Here is a 13,830-nt window from a genome sequence, read left to right as displayed (position 1 = left end):
ATAGGGCAGTCGGTAAAGAAACGGGAAAGACCAACTATATTGAGCGATTCAACTGTACGTTACGTCAACGAGTATCTAGACTAGTTAGAAAGACCTTATCCTTTTCTAAGAAGTTGGAAAATCACATTGGGGCCATTTGGAATTTTATTCATCATTACAACACTTCTTTACCTCCGTGTGCGTCCTTTCCTTTTTAGGACTACCGTTTCTCTTTGTGCTTAGCATCTTTTTAAATAAGTGGGCAAAAACTTGTGATTAAAGATCAAATTTTAGAAGCAATCAAACAAATGCTAAATAGCGATCGCTATTTCATTGATTTATAATACCAACTAAAATTTGAGCTAGTTCTTCGATATCTTCAGGAATCCGATACAGCGAAGCAATCTGTATTATCTTTTTCGATTTCGCATCTAAATGCCCAAACTGCCAAACATTACCAATCGTCACGGCTCCGTAAAGTTCATTCTGCTCTTCAGCTTCAGAGAGAGCGATTAACTCCACTGCTAATTGGGTAAAACCTTTGGTAAGGTCATCATTCTTAGCCTCTACAACCAACAAATTATGGGTAGAACGTACAAGGTAATCCAAATAACCTTTTAGCCAATTATTTACGTTTAATGGATATTCAATTCTCAACTGACAATTGCAATGGACTGTAACCGCAAGTAATAAAGGAGCAACTAGTGTTTCACGACGAGCAGTTTCACTAGTGAGTCGAATATGGGGTAAGAAAGATTCGATGCGATCGCGTAATTCAGGAACCCAACTTAGAGTTTCTTCTGTTTTCGGTAATGGAATGCGATCGCTAGCAAATGTATAGCCAAATTCAGCCAGAATTTCGTCCGCACCATAGGACATCTCGAAGTAGGAGCGAAAAATATATGATTGATCAGCTTGGAGGATCGGTATTTTAGACATATATCTTTCATATATCTTTAATTCTTTACTGACAAATCCCTAGTTTGCTTAAGCCTATTATGTGATCGCATCGCTTAAACCGATGATATAGACTATTGTATAAACTTAACAAAAAATAACGCTTGCTAGCGATCGCGATTTTAATTTGTGGTTAGTGGGATGCACCATAGTTTGCTTGACGGTCTCGGCGGAGGTTACTGTATTGCTTCTGAAGTCATGTAGGATTGCTGTAGCCCTAAAATATAGTTAACGAGCGTGCAATCTTCTCCTCTTATTACCACTGAATCCGAACATCTATCAATAACCGATCGCATTGAATCCTTTAAAGCAGGCTGTCTGGGAGCAATCGCTAGCATTTTTGCATTTTTTGCGATCGCCCTTCTCCACCATTTGCTCGCGCAAACCTTGCAACCAGTCTCGACCAACTCGCCAACACAACTAATAGACAGCTTTGCGCTGGCTCGTCCCTTATTATTAGCAATCAAGTTAAGTATGATGGGCTTTGCAGGTTTTTTATTTGCAGTCACCTATCGCTATATTGTGCGGCACGATCGCAACTCCCACCTCAAGTCAGGAGCAATTTTAGCCTTTGCCTGCATTCGGAGTTTTGCCACCATCGATCGCGAATTGCCATGGCTGATGCCATTACCCCTAATGCAAATTACTTTAGCGATCATGATTTTATTGTTGGAAAATATTGCATGGTTCGCGATCGTGCAAAATATTCTCGAAACTGCCATTCAGCACAAATGGATCGCTGCTTTTGGGTCTAAATAGCTAAGAAGCAAACTTAAAAAACACAAGAGCACACCACCCGCTAAGTTTTTTGGTTTGCAACTATGCTGAATTACTTGTGCTGAATTACTTGTGCTGAATTACTTGTGCTGAATTACTTGTGCTGAATTACTTGTCTACACAAATCCCCACGCCTTTATCTATTTATTTATTTATGCAAATTGCCCAAATCCCAGTCTGGCAATGGCTCTCCGAACCATTAGCACTAGAATTCATGAGAAACGCCTTAATCGCAGGTGGTTTAGCAGGAATTATCTGTCCAGTGATCGGTTGCTTTTTGATCGTGCAGCGCATGGCTTTGCTGGGGGATGTGATGACCCATACGGTGATGCCAGGGATGGCGATCGCCTTTTTCTGGCGGATTGATGTGGCGATCGGCGCATTTATGTCGGGCATCAGTAGCGCATTTTTAATCGCTTGGTTGCGATCGCAAACTCGCGTCAAGGTCGATGCTGCTATGGCGCTAACTTCTTCGAGCTTTTTCGCGATCGGTATTTTATTAATTTCTCTACTAAAAATTAAAATCGATCTGCATGGATTTCTCTTTGGCGATATTCTTAGCGTTTCCCAAACGGATACGATCAGGGCAGGGGTGATTGCCACGATCGTCCTAACAGCGATCGCCATGTTTTATAAACAATTGCTGTTTTACACTTTTGATCGCACTGGGGCACAAGCTCTAGGACTCCCTGTGAATCTCATTTATTTGGGACTGATGGCAGGAGTAACCCTGACGATCATTGCCAGTATGCAAACGATGGGTGTCGTGTTGGTGGTATCGCTACTAGTTGGTCCCGCAATTACCGCCTATTTATTAGTCAAAGAACTGCATCAAATGATTTATGTGGGTGCGGGCTTAGGGGTTACCGCCAGTGCGATCGGATTGTATGCCAGTTATTACTTAAATTTACCTTCAGGACCAGCGATCGTCTTAGCGGTATTGATGTTATTTTTATTAGCCTTAGTTTTTAGCCCCACTCAAGGCTTGCTGACTGGTTCTAAATAAAAAAGCGGCGCTTTGCGCCGCTTTTTTACTATGAGGGGATGTAAATTTATGCTTCGGATGATTCTTCGGAAGCGGTTTCTTCGCTACTAGAGGTTTCTGCGGCGACTTCTTCCACGACTGGTTTGGGTTTGGTGGGTTTGGGTCCTCTAACCAAAGCGAGATTTACGGGAGCCTTTGGCTCTTCATCTCTGGAGCCCCGCTTATCTCTCTTGTCTCGACCGCCACTACGGGTAGAACGCTTTTTGTCGGAGTCATCAGACTGTCTAGCGCTAGGTGTAGTTTCTTCAGTTTCGGGTTTTAGCTGACGGTCTGCTTTCTTGATAGGACGTTCTACCATTGTTAATTCCTGATTACTCTGTATATAAGTATCCTAGCCTGTTTGGGGATAATTTCGCGATCAAAAATAGCGTGTTAAGTAGTTCAGCATAATAAAAAACAAAAACAGAGAGTACCGCCCGCGTAGCGGGCGGTACTCTCTTCTACGTAGCTACTTACTTCAGTGAATTAAAAAACAAACCCAGTAAGATTTTGAGGTTTCAAAAATGGCAACGCCATTTTTGAAATTGGTATTATTTGGGAGGCTATTGATTTGGGTAGAAGTTTAAAGAGCGATCGCTTTTCAACTATGCAGATATTTCTCATTCCTAACGTTATCGATAGACTTCCATATTCCGTAGTTAGGAATACAAAATTCCGCTTTGGCTAGCACTTAATCTCAGTTCATTCTAAGCAAAGATGAAGAAATTAGCCAATGGCAAATCATTATCCCGTTGTAATTGTTGGCGGCGGTCAAGCAGGTCTATCCATGAGCTATTGCTTAAAGGAAAAAGGCTTAGACCATATTGTTTTTGAGAAAAACAAAATCGCAAATGCATGGCGATCGCAGCGTTGGGATTCCTTTTGCTTGGTAACTCCCAATTGGCAATGTCAACTGCCTGGCTATCCATATCAAGGCAACGACCCCGAAGGTTTTATCAAAAGAGATGAGATTGTCCGATACATTGAAGGCTATGCAAGTTCCTTTAATCCCCCCATTAAAGAAGGGGTTGAAGTCTTAAATTTACGCCGCAGCGATCGCGGTATCTTCACGGTAACTACTAGTATCGGTGAATATACCGCCGATCAAGTCGTAGTTGCGATCGGAGCCTATCACCAACCCAAGATTCCCAAGATCGCTGAACGCTTACCCGATGGCATTTTGCAGGTACATTCCTCAAAATACAAAAATCCTGAATCCCTCCCTGATGGTGCAGTATTAGTAACTGGCACTGGTCAATCAGGCTGTCAAATTGCCGAAGACTTGCACCTCGCAGGACGCAAAGTCCATCTATCCGTCGGCAGTGCACCGCGATCGCCTCGTCGTTACCGAGGCAAAGATGCGGTGGAATGGCTAGATATGATGGGCTACTACGAATTGTCCATTGATCGGCATCCCCAAAAAGAAAAAGTGCGCAACAAAGCCAACCATTACCTTACAGGTCGCGATGGTGGACGCGAGATCGATCTGCGCCGATTCGCCCTTGAGGGAATGGAACTCCATGGGCGCTTAAAAAATATCTCTAGTCATAAATTAGAGTTCCTTAACGATCTCAAACAAAATCTTGATGGCGCGGATGTAGTCTATGAAAGCATCAAGAAAACAATTGATAATTTCATCGAAACTAATCAGATCGCTGCTCCCACCGAACCACCCTATTACCCCGTTTGGCAACCTGCTGGTGATGCCGACCTAATGCTCGATCTCGATATAGCGAATATTACAACCGTAATTTGGTGTACTGGTTTCCAATCGGATTTCAGTTGGCTTGAAATTCCCGTATTTGATGGCAAGGGCTACCCTGCCCACGATCGCGGCGTTACTGAGGTGAGAGGGATCTACTTTTTAGGTTTACCTTGGCTCTATACATGGGGTTCGGGGAGATTTTCAGGCATTGCTAGAGATGCGGCTTATCTCGCGGATTATATTATGGCAAGGAGCAAAGTCGCCCATACGAGCGATTGGACAGTGGTGAATGAATTTTTGCTCGGTTCGTGATTCAAACCCCAAAGATAAGCACTGCCACTCGTCTTTTGGATTTGAGCTAAGTAGCTGAGCATAGTTAAAACCCAAAAAGCTGTGGCGCACGCTACGCGTGCGTCACAGCTTTTTGGGTTTTATATTTATCGCTATAGTCAGTAATGTTAGGACAAAAATCAAACCCAATAGAGAGTTGCGGCGCTTCGCGCCGCAACTCTCTATTGGGTTTTTTGATTTCCTGACTTAAGTGAATATAGCTATACCTATCGATTTCGATAGGTATAGCAATGCATTTTGAGCAATCCCTGAAAAAAGCGATCGCCTTCCTAGTGATAAAGATAGAGTTCTCTTTTCCGTAACCAGATATACAAAATAGAACCGTAGCTAACAACTAATCTGACTTCAAGTTCATACCTAGCTACAGGCTTTTAGCTTTTAGCCTCCCCTCCATTCAATCTTAAGGAAAAAACAATGCCTGAAGTAACTACTCCCGCTCATCAGACTGGCGACTTCTTTGTGAACTATGAAGAGAAGGTATTCGAGGATGTCAAAGCCGAGCCAGGGGAGAAAGCCCTTGTCACTTTTCACACCGTTGCCTTTGAAGGTTCGATCGGGTTTGTGAATCTCTTGCAAGCAACCCGCTTACTTCGCAAAGGTTTTGAAACTTCGATCTTACTCTATGGACCTGGAGTAACATTGGGAGTACAACGCGGCTTCCCCAAATTAGGCGATGCAGCTTTTCCAGGGCATCAGAATTTTAATGACCAAATCTCTAAGTTTATGTCTGAGGGTGGCAAGGTCTATGCTTGTCGCTTTGCCCTTCAAGCTCTCTACGGACATGGCGAACCTTCACTCATTCCCGGAATTCGTCCCATTAGTCCCTTAGATGTATTGGATATCATTCTTTTACATCGTAAGGATAACGCTTTCATTCTTGATACTTGGACTCTTTAGGAATCTCATAAATCGTGGATTACTCGCGCAAAGTTAGAGCCGCTGCCGTTCAAATCAGCCCTGTTTTATTTAGTCGCGATGGTACGACGGAGAAAGTTTTACAAGCGATCGCGAATGCTGCCAAAGAAGGCGCTCAGATCGTCGTCTTCCCTGAAACCTTCATTCCCTACTATCCCTATTTTTCCTTTGTACAGCCCCCTGTAATGATGGGAAAAGAGCATCTACGCCTCTACGAAGAAGCCGTTGTCGTACCTAGTCCAGTTACAGAAGCAGTTAGTCAAGCGGCGCGATCGCATAGTATCGTCGTGGTGTTGGGCATAAACGAGCGCGACGGTGGTTCTCTTTATAATACGCAACTTATCTTCGATGCCGATGGAACCCTATTACTCAAACGGCGCAAAATCACCCCAACCTATCACGAGCGTATGGTTTGGGGACAGGGTGATGGTGCTGGGCTGAAGGTAGTCGATTCATCCGTAGGTAGAGTTGGCGCTCTTGCCTGTTGGGAGCATTACAATCCCCTCGCGCGATTTGCCCTGATGGCGCAGCAAGAACAAATCCACTGCGCTCAATTCCCTGGCTCTCTAGTCGGTCAGATTTTTGCCGACCAGATTGAAGTCACCATCCGTCACCATGCCCTTGAGTCAGGTTGCTTTGTGATTAATGCTACAGGCTGGCTCTCGCCCGAGCAAGTTACGCAAATCACCAGCGACGAGAAACTCCAAAAAGCCCTAAGTGGTGGTTGTAACACTGCGATTATCAGTCCCGAAGGCAATCATCTCTGTCCGCCAATTACCGATGGTGAAGGCATGGCGATCGCGGATTTAGATTTTTCGCTAATTACCAAACGCAAGCGCATGATGGATTCGATCGGACATTACGCACGCCCTGACCTATTGCAAGCCCATCTGAATGCTGAACCCTTTGCAGGATTCCAGATCAAAGGATTCGAGCGTGGATTAAATGGATTCCCAAATTATGAGAATTTCCCCAGTCAGGATCGCGGGGCTGAAGCGTAGCGGGTTTAATTTTGCCGTTGGCAAAATTAAAACGCCAAGATTAATACTAAGGCTGAAAATGGCTACGGCATTTTCAGCCTTGAAAACCCTTACTGGGTTTGGTTTTTAATTCACAAAAGTGTTGTCACACTTTCGTGAATTGGTATAAAACCATATTTTTATCAAAAATCCGATCGCCAGTTTTGATGGGACAAGCCTTTATGAACAAGCAACAACTAATTACAGAATTGCAGACTAAGGGTTTGCAGCTAGCAGATCGCTCCAACGATCGCCTAAATGATCGCCTAAATGATCGCCCAAATGATCGACAAATGGGAGCTAGCGGTCGCAAAGGCGGAGCAGGTCCTTCCGATCATAAGGCGATCGCTATTGATGGGATGACCGTGATGGTTCCTGTCTTTAATAGTTCGGCAGCGAGTTCCCCCTATAGGGTAGAGATCGATAGCGAAACTCAGGAAATGTTCTTAGAATCAGGCAAAGAAGCGATCGCCACCATTGCCTTCCCCAAAGCTCCTAAGTTCTATGAATTGACCACCAGCGATGGCATTCCCTATTGGAAAATCGCGCTCCTGCACAGCCATGATGTCCTCGCCACAACGGTTCTGCAAACCTGTATGCGCTATAACCATACCGATACCGCCTGTCAGTTTTGTGCGATCGGGCAATCCCTAGAAGCAGGACGCACCATCGCGCGCAAAACACCCGCGCAACTCGCTGAAGTTGCCGAAGCTGCTGTGCGACTAGATGGAGTCAAAAATATGGTGATGACGACAGGTACGCCCAATACAAGCGATCGCGGTGCGGCTTATTTAACGGAATGTGCTAAGGCAATCAAAGCGCAAGTAGATATTCCCATTCAAGCACAGTGCGAACCTCCCGATGATTTCATCTGGTTTGAGCGTATGAAAGCCGCAGGCATCGATACCTTAGGAATGCACCTTGAAGCTGCCGATCCTCAAGTTCGCGCCAAAATCATGGCGGGGAAAGCAAGCGTTCCCCTCGACTATTATTTTGATGCCTTTGCCTCGGCTGTCAAGGTATTTGGTTGGGGACAGGTCAGCACCTATCTCTTAGCGGGACTAGGCGATAGTCTCGAAACTCTAGTCGAAACCTGCGATCGCCTGATTAGTATAGGAGTTTATCCCTTTGTCGTTCCCTTTGTTCCCATTAGTGGTACGCCATTAGCCGATCATCCTGCACCAACCACGGAATTTATGTTTGCCCTATATGAAAGGGTGGGCGCTTTGTTAAAGCGATCGCAGATGTCTTCAGCAGATATCAAGGCGGGTTGCGCCAAGTGTGGAGCCTGTTCTGCTCTTTCTCTCTTTGAATGAATGTAATTAAAAACCAAAATTAGAGAGCGTACTGCCTGCTAGGTGGTCGGCACGCTCTTCTAGGTTTTAGGTTTACCTATGCTTACTCCCTTTCCACCAAAGAAATAGACATCAAAAATCAATAATTAGCGTTGCGGCGCTTCGCGCCGCAACGTTTAATACCAAATCACAAAATGGCGTAGCCATTTTGTGATTTGAAAACCCTTACTGGGAATGGAGTAGCTACTGATTTGATAGCGCGAAAATTCAACTTAGGAATTCAACTTAGGAATTCAACTTAGGAATAATTACCATGACTTCTGCTTATGTTTTCAAGCTTGCATCTACAGATCAAGAAATAGAGTCCTACTTCAAACTTCGCAAAGCAATCTTTGTCGAAGAGCAGTATGTATTTGAAGAGAACGATATCGATGATATCGATCAAATCGCCTATCCGATCGTGGCGATAAATACCGATGACAATCAAGTTGTGGGGGTTGTCCGAATTTATGAAACCGAGAAAGGAATCTGGTACGGTGGCAGGCTGGGTACTCATAAAGACTACCGACGCGGTTGGCAAATTGGGAAAGGATTGATTTATAAAGCAGTGACAACGGCGAATACATGGGGATGCGATCGCTTCCTTGCCACGGTGCAGATCCAAAACGTACGTTTCTTCCAACGTCTACATTGGCAATCCCTAGAGGAAATGACGATCTGCGATCTCCCTCACCACTTTATGGAAGCCGATCTGAACTTCTATCCCGCAGGGAATGAAATCCGTCCTTTCCCCTACCGCGAGGCATCCTAGATGTTATCTGATCTCGTCACTCATCTAAGGCAATCCATGGGAATATTGCATAAACAGGATATCCAGATTGCGGCTAAGGGTTTGGGTGAATCATGGAACAGCAAGGGCATTCTCTTAGGTGATGATTGTGCCGCTATCCCCAATCGTGATAGTTACTTACTTCTTGCCGCCGAGGGAATGTTACCGCAATTAATCGAGACCGACCCTTGGTTTGCAGGTTGGTGTTCGGTGATGGTCAATGTTAGCGATATTTACTCCATGGGTGGTGAGCCGATCGCGATCGTCGATACGATCTGGAGTCAATCCCCTGATTCGATTTCGGAATTACTCGCAGGAATGAAAGCCGCTGCTACGGCTTACCAAATTCCCATTGTCGGCGGACATACCAATTGTCGCAGCGCTTACAATGCGCTGTCTGTAGCCATTCTCGGACGCGCCCAGAAGTTGCTCACCAGCTTTAATGCGAGCCCACAGGATCGGCTATTAGTAGCGATCGATCTGCGGGGACAATTCCATCCCGATTATCCATTTTGGAATGCAGCCACTCAAGCCGAGCCGCAACAACTCCGAGAGAATTTAGCGATTTTGCCATTTTTAGCCAACTCAGGGTTATGCGATGCGGCGAAAGATATCAGCATGGGTGGCATTATCGGTACGTTATTGATGCTGATGGAGACTTCTAATTGTGGTGCGATCCTCGATTTGGAAAGCATTCCCCGTCCCGATGGTATTCCCTTAGAACGGTGGCTGATCTCTTTCCCCAGCTATGGATTTTTATTAAGCGTTCGTCCCGACAAAGTAGAAAAAGTGCAAGCTCTTTTTCATACTCAAGACTTAACCTGTGTGGTGGTTGGTGAAGTGCAATCTAGCCCACAGGTAATTTTGCAATCGCGATCGGCTTCAGTTTTGTTTTGGGATTTCGATCGCGATACTTTAACAGGATTTTCAAAACCCAAAAGATGAATAGCGACGCTATTCATCTTTTGGGTTTTGAAAATCCTGAGAAGCTATATTTACCGACTAGTCGACTAGTCGAAAAATAGTAAACTAAGTAGCTAAGCATAAGTAAACTTAAAACCCAGAAGAGCATACCGCCCGCTTCGCGGGCGGTATGCTCCCTGGTTTTGGTTTTTAATTATGCCTAGCTACTTAGAATCACCAGCTAGCAAGGGAATTTTATGACCGATTTGCCAGATTTACCGAATCCGATGGGAAAGATACCAGCCATTGCTACGCCCAACGATTCTGAGCAAAAAAGTTGGACTGAGGTAGTTAACGACTATGCTGGCAAAGACTTAGGCAAAAGAAAGCATTGGTATGGTTCCGTTGCAGAAGCCTATAATCGGGTGAGACCTCGCTATCCTCAAGAAATCATCGACCGTGCCATTAAACTCGCTCAACTGCAACCCCAAGCTAAAATCCTCGAATTAGGTTGCGGTCCTGCGATCGCCACGGTAAACTTTGCGAGTTTGGGCTTTTCCCTAGTAAGTCTGGAACCAAATTATGAAGCTTCGGAATTAGCAAAGCAAAACTGTGCCCAATATCCCCATGTCGAAATTCAAAATTTAGCTTTTGAGGAATGGGAATTGGGCTCTGAGCGCTTTGAGGCTGTCCTTGCCGCCACCTCTTGGCATTGGATCGATCCTGCGATCGCCTATGCTAAGTCAGCATCGGCATTAAAAGCTCAAGGTTCTCTCATTTTATTATGGAATACTCCGCCCCAAATAGATGAGGCAACCTATCAGTTAGTTGAAGATATTTATCAAGCCCTAGCCCCTTCTATTCCCTTTTACGCTAGACATGAGGGCAAACAAACCCATCAAGCCGATTTCCTGAAATTCAGTCAAATTATTCTCGATTCAGGCTACTTTGACAACTTGAGTTATGACTGTTCAAGCTATCAAATTATCTATAGTCTTGATGACTATCTATTACTGCTGAGTACGCTTTCCCCCTATATTGCGCTTGCGCCCGACAGCAGAATTAAGCTCTTTGACAAACTCCGCGCAGTTCTCCATCACCATCAAGGCGATCGCCTCAAACTATCTTTTCTTTCGGCTTTCCATGTTGCCCACAAAATATAATTCATGTCATCGACAATATCAAAATTACATATTGCGCTCCTGACTTATGCCACCAAACCGAGAGGAAGCGTCATCCATACCCTCGAACTCGCGGAAGCCTTGCAAAAATTAGGGCATCGAGTCTGTATCTATGCTCTAGATAAGGATGGACTGGGATTCGATCGCCATTTATCCTGTGAGTTTCAACCCATTCCCGCCCAGTCTGCCCCCAAGGAGATTGATCGCCTAATTCAACAGCGCATTCAGGAATTCGTGGTGTATCTGGATAATGCTCCCCTTCACTATGATGTCTACCACGCGCAAGACTGCATCAGCGCTAATGCTTTAGCGATTTTGCGATCGCAAGGGCATATCCCCCACTTTGTTCGCACTATTCACCATATCGAGGATTACCATAGTCCCTATTTACAAGCTTGTCAGGATCGATCAATTCGGGATGCAGAGCTATGCCTATGCGTGAGTGCGGGTTGGCAAAAGCAAATTTACCAGCATTATCACATCCACGCCCCACAGGTGCTGAATGGGGTAAATTTACAAAGATTTTCGCGCGATCGCAATGGCATGGAATCGCTCATTCGCCAAAAATTTGGGTTAACAGGTGCGCCAGTTTATTTAACCGTTGGGGGCATTGAGCCACGCAAAAATTCTATCAAGCTTATCCAAGCCTTTGCGCGGGTTTTAGAAGATTTTCCTAACGCCCAGTTAGTCATCGCTGGCGGAGCCACCCTCTTCGACTATCAAGCCTATCGCGATGAATTTCTGGCGATCTCGAAAAACTTAAATCTTGGCAAATCCTTAGTAATTACAGGCGTACTCACCGATCTCGAATTGCCCGCTCTTTATCGCTGTGCCGATGCCTTTGTATTTCCATCGGCAAAGGAGGGATGGGGATTGGTCGTGATGGAGGCGATCGCTTCAGGATTGCCTGTAATTACCTCCAACTGTCCACCCTTTACGGAGTTTTTATCGGAGCGACAGGCTCTATTGGTCGATCCCGACGATGTCGAAGCGATCGCCCAAGGAATGCGATTGGTGATGAATTCCCAACTCAGTCAATCCTTAGTACTAGCCAGTCAAGAAATTTTGACAAAATATACTTGGGAAAACTCGGCTCACATGCATATCGCCCATTATAGACGGCAATTTGCGATCGCATAAATGCAGGAAATATATGCAATTTACGGTAAAAATGGCAAAATTAGAGAAGATAGTACCGCTTTGTGCCCATACTATGGCAATGCTTGAGATAGTTAGAATAACTTAAAACCCCAAAGATGAGTGGCAGCGCTTCGCGCCGCCACTCATCTTTGGGGTTTTAAGTTCCAATCAAAACCTTCATTGCTATTGCTTTTAAAATAATTTGCTGAGGAAATCCTATGCCTGAAATCCATTTTCAAATTGCTTGGCCAGATGATTCTCAAGATTCCTGTTACTCGCCATCTTTAATCGTTAAAGAATATTTTGTCCCCAACACCGAGTACGACCTAGTAGATTTTGTCGAACGATCGCGAACTGCTCTTAATATTGCAAGCGATCGCGTCAAGGCAAAGTATGGGTTCCCCTGTGGATTGGCTTTGGGACAATTGCAGGAAATCGAGGCAAAGGCAGCCAAGTACGCCCAGTTAAACGATCCCAAAGTAAAATTTATTAAATTTAATAATTGACTTGCATTCTACGTACAATCTGATAAGATATAATTCCTAATAAATTGGAGAGATGGCTGAGTGGACGAAAGCGGCAGATTGCTAATCTGTTGTACGGCAGGTAACTCCGTACCGAGGGTTCGAATCCCTCTCTCTCCGTTCACAAGCCTGTCATAGAGCGATATGGTTAATAACCCATCCAAGGATGTTATAGGCGAAGCGCCAGAAGTCGATCCTAGTAAGTTCAATGCGTCGGAAGTCGCAGCGATCGCGGATCGGCTTGAGCGAGACGATTATACCAATGCTTTTGAAAGCTTGAACGACTGGCATATTCTGCGATCACTAGCTTTTAAGGGTTCCGAATTAGCCGAACCCTATCGACATTTGCTCGATTTAGAAGCATTTGATGAATGCTAGAAAGATCAATACCAAGAAAAGAGCGTCTCATTGAGACGCTCTTTTCTTATGGTTGGGGGCTGGGACTAGGCTTGGCGGGAAGGGCGTTCGTAAACTTCTCGGTAGCATTTTTACTTTCGTAAATACAGTCAACAACGGGAGTCTTTTCGAGATCGCCCGTAAAGCCAAAGGTATTCATCCGATCCTTACATTGACGGATATCGGCTTCCTTGATGACATTCTTTTGGAGCAGTAAATTCCAGTTGTTTGGCAAGACGACACAGCCAGGAACAGGCTCGGCTTGACTGATGAATACGTTAAAGGGGTTAAGTGTCACGTATACCCGACTACTCATCACCATTGCTGATGCTCCGTAGTTATTGCAAAAATCGCGACTGGGGGCGAGGTTATCTAGGCGAATTGCGTCAACGGTACGTGGTGTGGGGTTAAGGGTGGAGAGGGCAATACCCACACCAATACCCACAGCAAAAATTGCACCTGCGATCGCAAGTTTAGTAGTTGTGCCGTTAGATCTTGGTTCGGTAGGAGGTGTGTTCAGAGTTGTGGAGTATCTACTACGTCGTGCCATAGATGTGAGTTAGGGTTATTTCCTAGATTAACCGAAAGTGCTGAACTTTTGAGAGCTTTACCAAGTAAACCTCTCAAAAGTTATACGAATTCATGAAAGTATCGCCAAACTTTTTAAACCCCAAGAATTGATTGGCGGCGCTTCGCGCCGCCAATCAATTCTTGAGGTATAGACATACAAAACCAAGAATTAGACGTTGCGGCGCGAAGCGCCGCAACGTCTAATTACAGCAATTACCGATCAAACGAACCACAAGGAAATTTTTGAAAGCGTTGCGAAGCAACG

The 13,830-nt window shown here is 45.0% G+C and carries 16 protein-coding genes and 1 tRNA gene; 14 read left to right on the top strand and 3 right to left on the bottom strand.

Annotated features, from left to right (window positions below):
- Positions 1 to 197 (top strand): IS1 family transposase (locus PSE7429_RS24535; RefSeq protein WP_233424365.1); only part of this gene is annotated, 197 nt, incomplete at its 5' end.
- Positions 198 to 309: 112 nt separating this feature from the next.
- On the opposite strand, the gene PSE7429_RS15850 is transcribed toward PSE7429_RS24535, so the two are convergent.
- Complete coding sequence (locus tag PSE7429_RS15850) at positions 310 to 918, bottom strand: hypothetical protein (RefSeq protein ID WP_009628272.1); 609 nt, start codon at positions 916 to 918, stop codon at positions 310 to 312.
- Between the two features lie 255 nt (positions 919 to 1,173).
- On the opposite strand from PSE7429_RS15850, the gene PSE7429_RS15845 reads away from it, so the two are divergent.
- Both PSE7429_RS15845 and PSE7429_RS15840 read left to right on the top strand, forming a co-directional pair.
- Entirely contained in the window at positions 1,174 to 1,695 is a 522-nt protein-coding gene (locus PSE7429_RS15845; protein ID WP_009628271.1) for a hypothetical protein, read from the top strand.
- Between the two features lie 172 nt (positions 1,696 to 1,867).
- Positions 1,868 to 2,719, top strand: a complete 852-nt coding sequence (locus PSE7429_RS15840; protein WP_009628270.1) for a metal ABC transporter permease — start codon at positions 1,868 to 1,870, stop codon at positions 2,717 to 2,719.
- 46 nt (positions 2,720 to 2,765) lie between these two features.
- Here the strand turns inward: PSE7429_RS15840 and PSE7429_RS15835 are convergent, their stop codons facing one another.
- Positions 2,766 to 3,056 carry a hypothetical protein gene (locus tag PSE7429_RS15835; protein WP_009628269.1) on the bottom strand — a complete coding sequence of 97 codons (291 nt, stop codon included), beginning with the start codon at positions 3,054 to 3,056 and terminating at the stop codon, positions 2,766 to 2,768.
- Positions 3,057 to 3,470: 414 nt separating this feature from the next.
- Between PSE7429_RS15835 and PSE7429_RS15830 the strand changes: the two genes are divergently transcribed.
- The 11 genes from PSE7429_RS15830 (at position 3,471) to isiD (ending at position 12,977) form a co-directional block, all read left to right on the top strand.
- Entirely contained in the window at positions 3,471 to 4,754 is a 1,284-nt protein-coding gene (locus tag PSE7429_RS15830; RefSeq protein ID WP_009628268.1) for an MSMEG_0569 family flavin-dependent oxidoreductase, read from the top strand.
- 453 nt (positions 4,755 to 5,207) lie between these two features.
- On the top strand, positions 5,208 to 5,690 hold the full coding sequence (locus tag PSE7429_RS15825) for an MSMEG_0572/Sll0783 family nitrogen starvation response protein (RefSeq protein WP_009628267.1): 483 nt from the start codon (positions 5,208 to 5,210) through the stop codon (positions 5,688 to 5,690).
- A 14-nt stretch (positions 5,691 to 5,704) separates the two neighbouring features.
- Positions 5,705 to 6,709 carry a Nit6803 family nitrilase gene (locus PSE7429_RS15820; protein WP_009628266.1) on the top strand — a complete coding sequence of 335 codons (1,005 nt, stop codon included), beginning with the start codon at positions 5,705 to 5,707 and terminating at the stop codon, positions 6,707 to 6,709.
- A gap of 200 nt (positions 6,710 to 6,909) precedes the next feature.
- Complete coding sequence (locus PSE7429_RS15815; RefSeq protein WP_009628265.1) at positions 6,910 to 8,043, top strand: MSMEG_0568 family radical SAM protein; 1,134 nt, start codon at positions 6,910 to 6,912, stop codon at positions 8,041 to 8,043.
- A 292-nt stretch (positions 8,044 to 8,335) separates the two neighbouring features.
- Positions 8,336 to 8,833 carry an MSMEG_0567/Sll0786 family nitrogen starvation N-acetyltransferase gene (locus PSE7429_RS15810; RefSeq protein ID WP_009628264.1) on the top strand — a complete coding sequence of 166 codons (498 nt, stop codon included), beginning with the start codon at positions 8,336 to 8,338 and terminating at the stop codon, positions 8,831 to 8,833.
- Positions 8,834 to 9,796 (top strand): sll0787 family AIR synthase-like protein, encoded by a 963-nt coding sequence (locus PSE7429_RS15805; protein ID WP_009628263.1) that lies wholly within the window; start codon positions 8,834 to 8,836, stop codon positions 9,794 to 9,796.
- 215 nt (positions 9,797 to 10,011) lie between these two features.
- The gene (locus PSE7429_RS15800) at positions 10,012 to 10,917 is read left to right on the top strand and encodes a class I SAM-dependent methyltransferase (protein ID WP_009628262.1); all 906 of its coding nucleotides are present in this window, start codon (positions 10,012 to 10,014) and stop codon (positions 10,915 to 10,917) included.
- A 3-nt stretch (positions 10,918 to 10,920) separates the two neighbouring features.
- Positions 10,921 to 12,075, top strand: a complete 1,155-nt coding sequence (locus PSE7429_RS15795; RefSeq protein ID WP_009628261.1) for an MSMEG_0565 family glycosyltransferase — start codon at positions 10,921 to 10,923, stop codon at positions 12,073 to 12,075.
- Between the two features lie 218 nt (positions 12,076 to 12,293).
- Complete coding sequence (locus tag PSE7429_RS15790) at positions 12,294 to 12,581, top strand: MSMEG_0570 family nitrogen starvation response protein (RefSeq protein WP_009628260.1); 288 nt, start codon at positions 12,294 to 12,296, stop codon at positions 12,579 to 12,581.
- A gap of 46 nt (positions 12,582 to 12,627) precedes the next feature.
- Positions 12,628 to 12,719 (top strand) — tRNA-Ser (locus PSE7429_RS15785).
- Between the two features lie 24 nt (positions 12,720 to 12,743).
- On the top strand, positions 12,744 to 12,977 hold the full coding sequence (isiD, locus tag PSE7429_RS15780; RefSeq protein WP_009628259.1) for a protein IsiD: 234 nt from the start codon (positions 12,744 to 12,746) through the stop codon (positions 12,975 to 12,977).
- Positions 12,978 to 13,023: 46 nt separating this feature from the next.
- Here isiD and PSE7429_RS15775 read toward each other — a convergent pair whose 3' ends face one another.
- The gene (locus PSE7429_RS15775) at positions 13,024 to 13,545 is read right to left on the bottom strand and encodes a DUF3172 domain-containing protein (RefSeq protein WP_009628258.1); all 522 of its coding nucleotides are present in this window, start codon (positions 13,543 to 13,545) and stop codon (positions 13,024 to 13,026) included.
- Positions 13,546 to 13,830 lie beyond the last annotated feature (285 nt).

Source organism: Pseudanabaena biceps PCC 7429, from assembly GCF_000332215.1.
Taxonomy (GTDB): domain Bacteria; phylum Cyanobacteriota; class Cyanobacteriia; order Pseudanabaenales; family Pseudanabaenaceae; genus Pseudanabaena; species Pseudanabaena biceps.
The sequence above is the reverse complement of the archived record's forward strand: the minus strand, read 5'-3'. Positions and strand labels throughout refer to the sequence as shown.

Excerpts from the sequence above, each read along its gene's own strand:
- PSE7429_RS15850 (WP_009628272.1), bottom strand. The coding sequence starts at position 918 with ATGTCTAAAATACCGATCCTCCAAGCTGATCAATCATATATTTTTCGC.
- PSE7429_RS15840 (WP_009628270.1), top strand. The coding sequence starts at position 1,868 with ATGCAAATTGCCCAAATCCCAGTCTGGCAATGGCTCTCCGAACCATTA.
- PSE7429_RS15835 (WP_009628269.1), bottom strand. The coding sequence starts at position 3,056 with ATGGTAGAACGTCCTATCAAGAAAGCAGACCGTCAGCTAAAACCCGAA.
- PSE7429_RS15830 (WP_009628268.1), top strand. The coding sequence starts at position 3,471 with ATGGCAAATCATTATCCCGTTGTAATTGTTGGCGGCGGTCAAGCAGGT.
- PSE7429_RS15825 (WP_009628267.1), top strand. The coding sequence starts at position 5,208 with ATGCCTGAAGTAACTACTCCCGCTCATCAGACTGGCGACTTCTTTGTG.
- PSE7429_RS15815 (WP_009628265.1), top strand. The coding sequence starts at position 6,910 with ATGAACAAGCAACAACTAATTACAGAATTGCAGACTAAGGGTTTGCAG.
- PSE7429_RS15810 (WP_009628264.1), top strand. The coding sequence starts at position 8,336 with ATGACTTCTGCTTATGTTTTCAAGCTTGCATCTACAGATCAAGAAATA.
- PSE7429_RS15805 (WP_009628263.1), top strand. The coding sequence starts at position 8,834 with ATGTTATCTGATCTCGTCACTCATCTAAGGCAATCCATGGGAATATTG.
- PSE7429_RS15800 (WP_009628262.1), top strand. The coding sequence starts at position 10,012 with ATGACCGATTTGCCAGATTTACCGAATCCGATGGGAAAGATACCAGCC.
- PSE7429_RS15795 (WP_009628261.1), top strand. The coding sequence starts at position 10,921 with ATGTCATCGACAATATCAAAATTACATATTGCGCTCCTGACTTATGCC.
- PSE7429_RS15790 (WP_009628260.1), top strand. The coding sequence starts at position 12,294 with ATGCCTGAAATCCATTTTCAAATTGCTTGGCCAGATGATTCTCAAGAT.
- isiD (WP_009628259.1), top strand. The coding sequence starts at position 12,744 with ATGGTTAATAACCCATCCAAGGATGTTATAGGCGAAGCGCCAGAAGTC.
- PSE7429_RS15775 (WP_009628258.1), bottom strand. The coding sequence starts at position 13,545 with ATGGCACGACGTAGTAGATACTCCACAACTCTGAACACACCTCCTACC.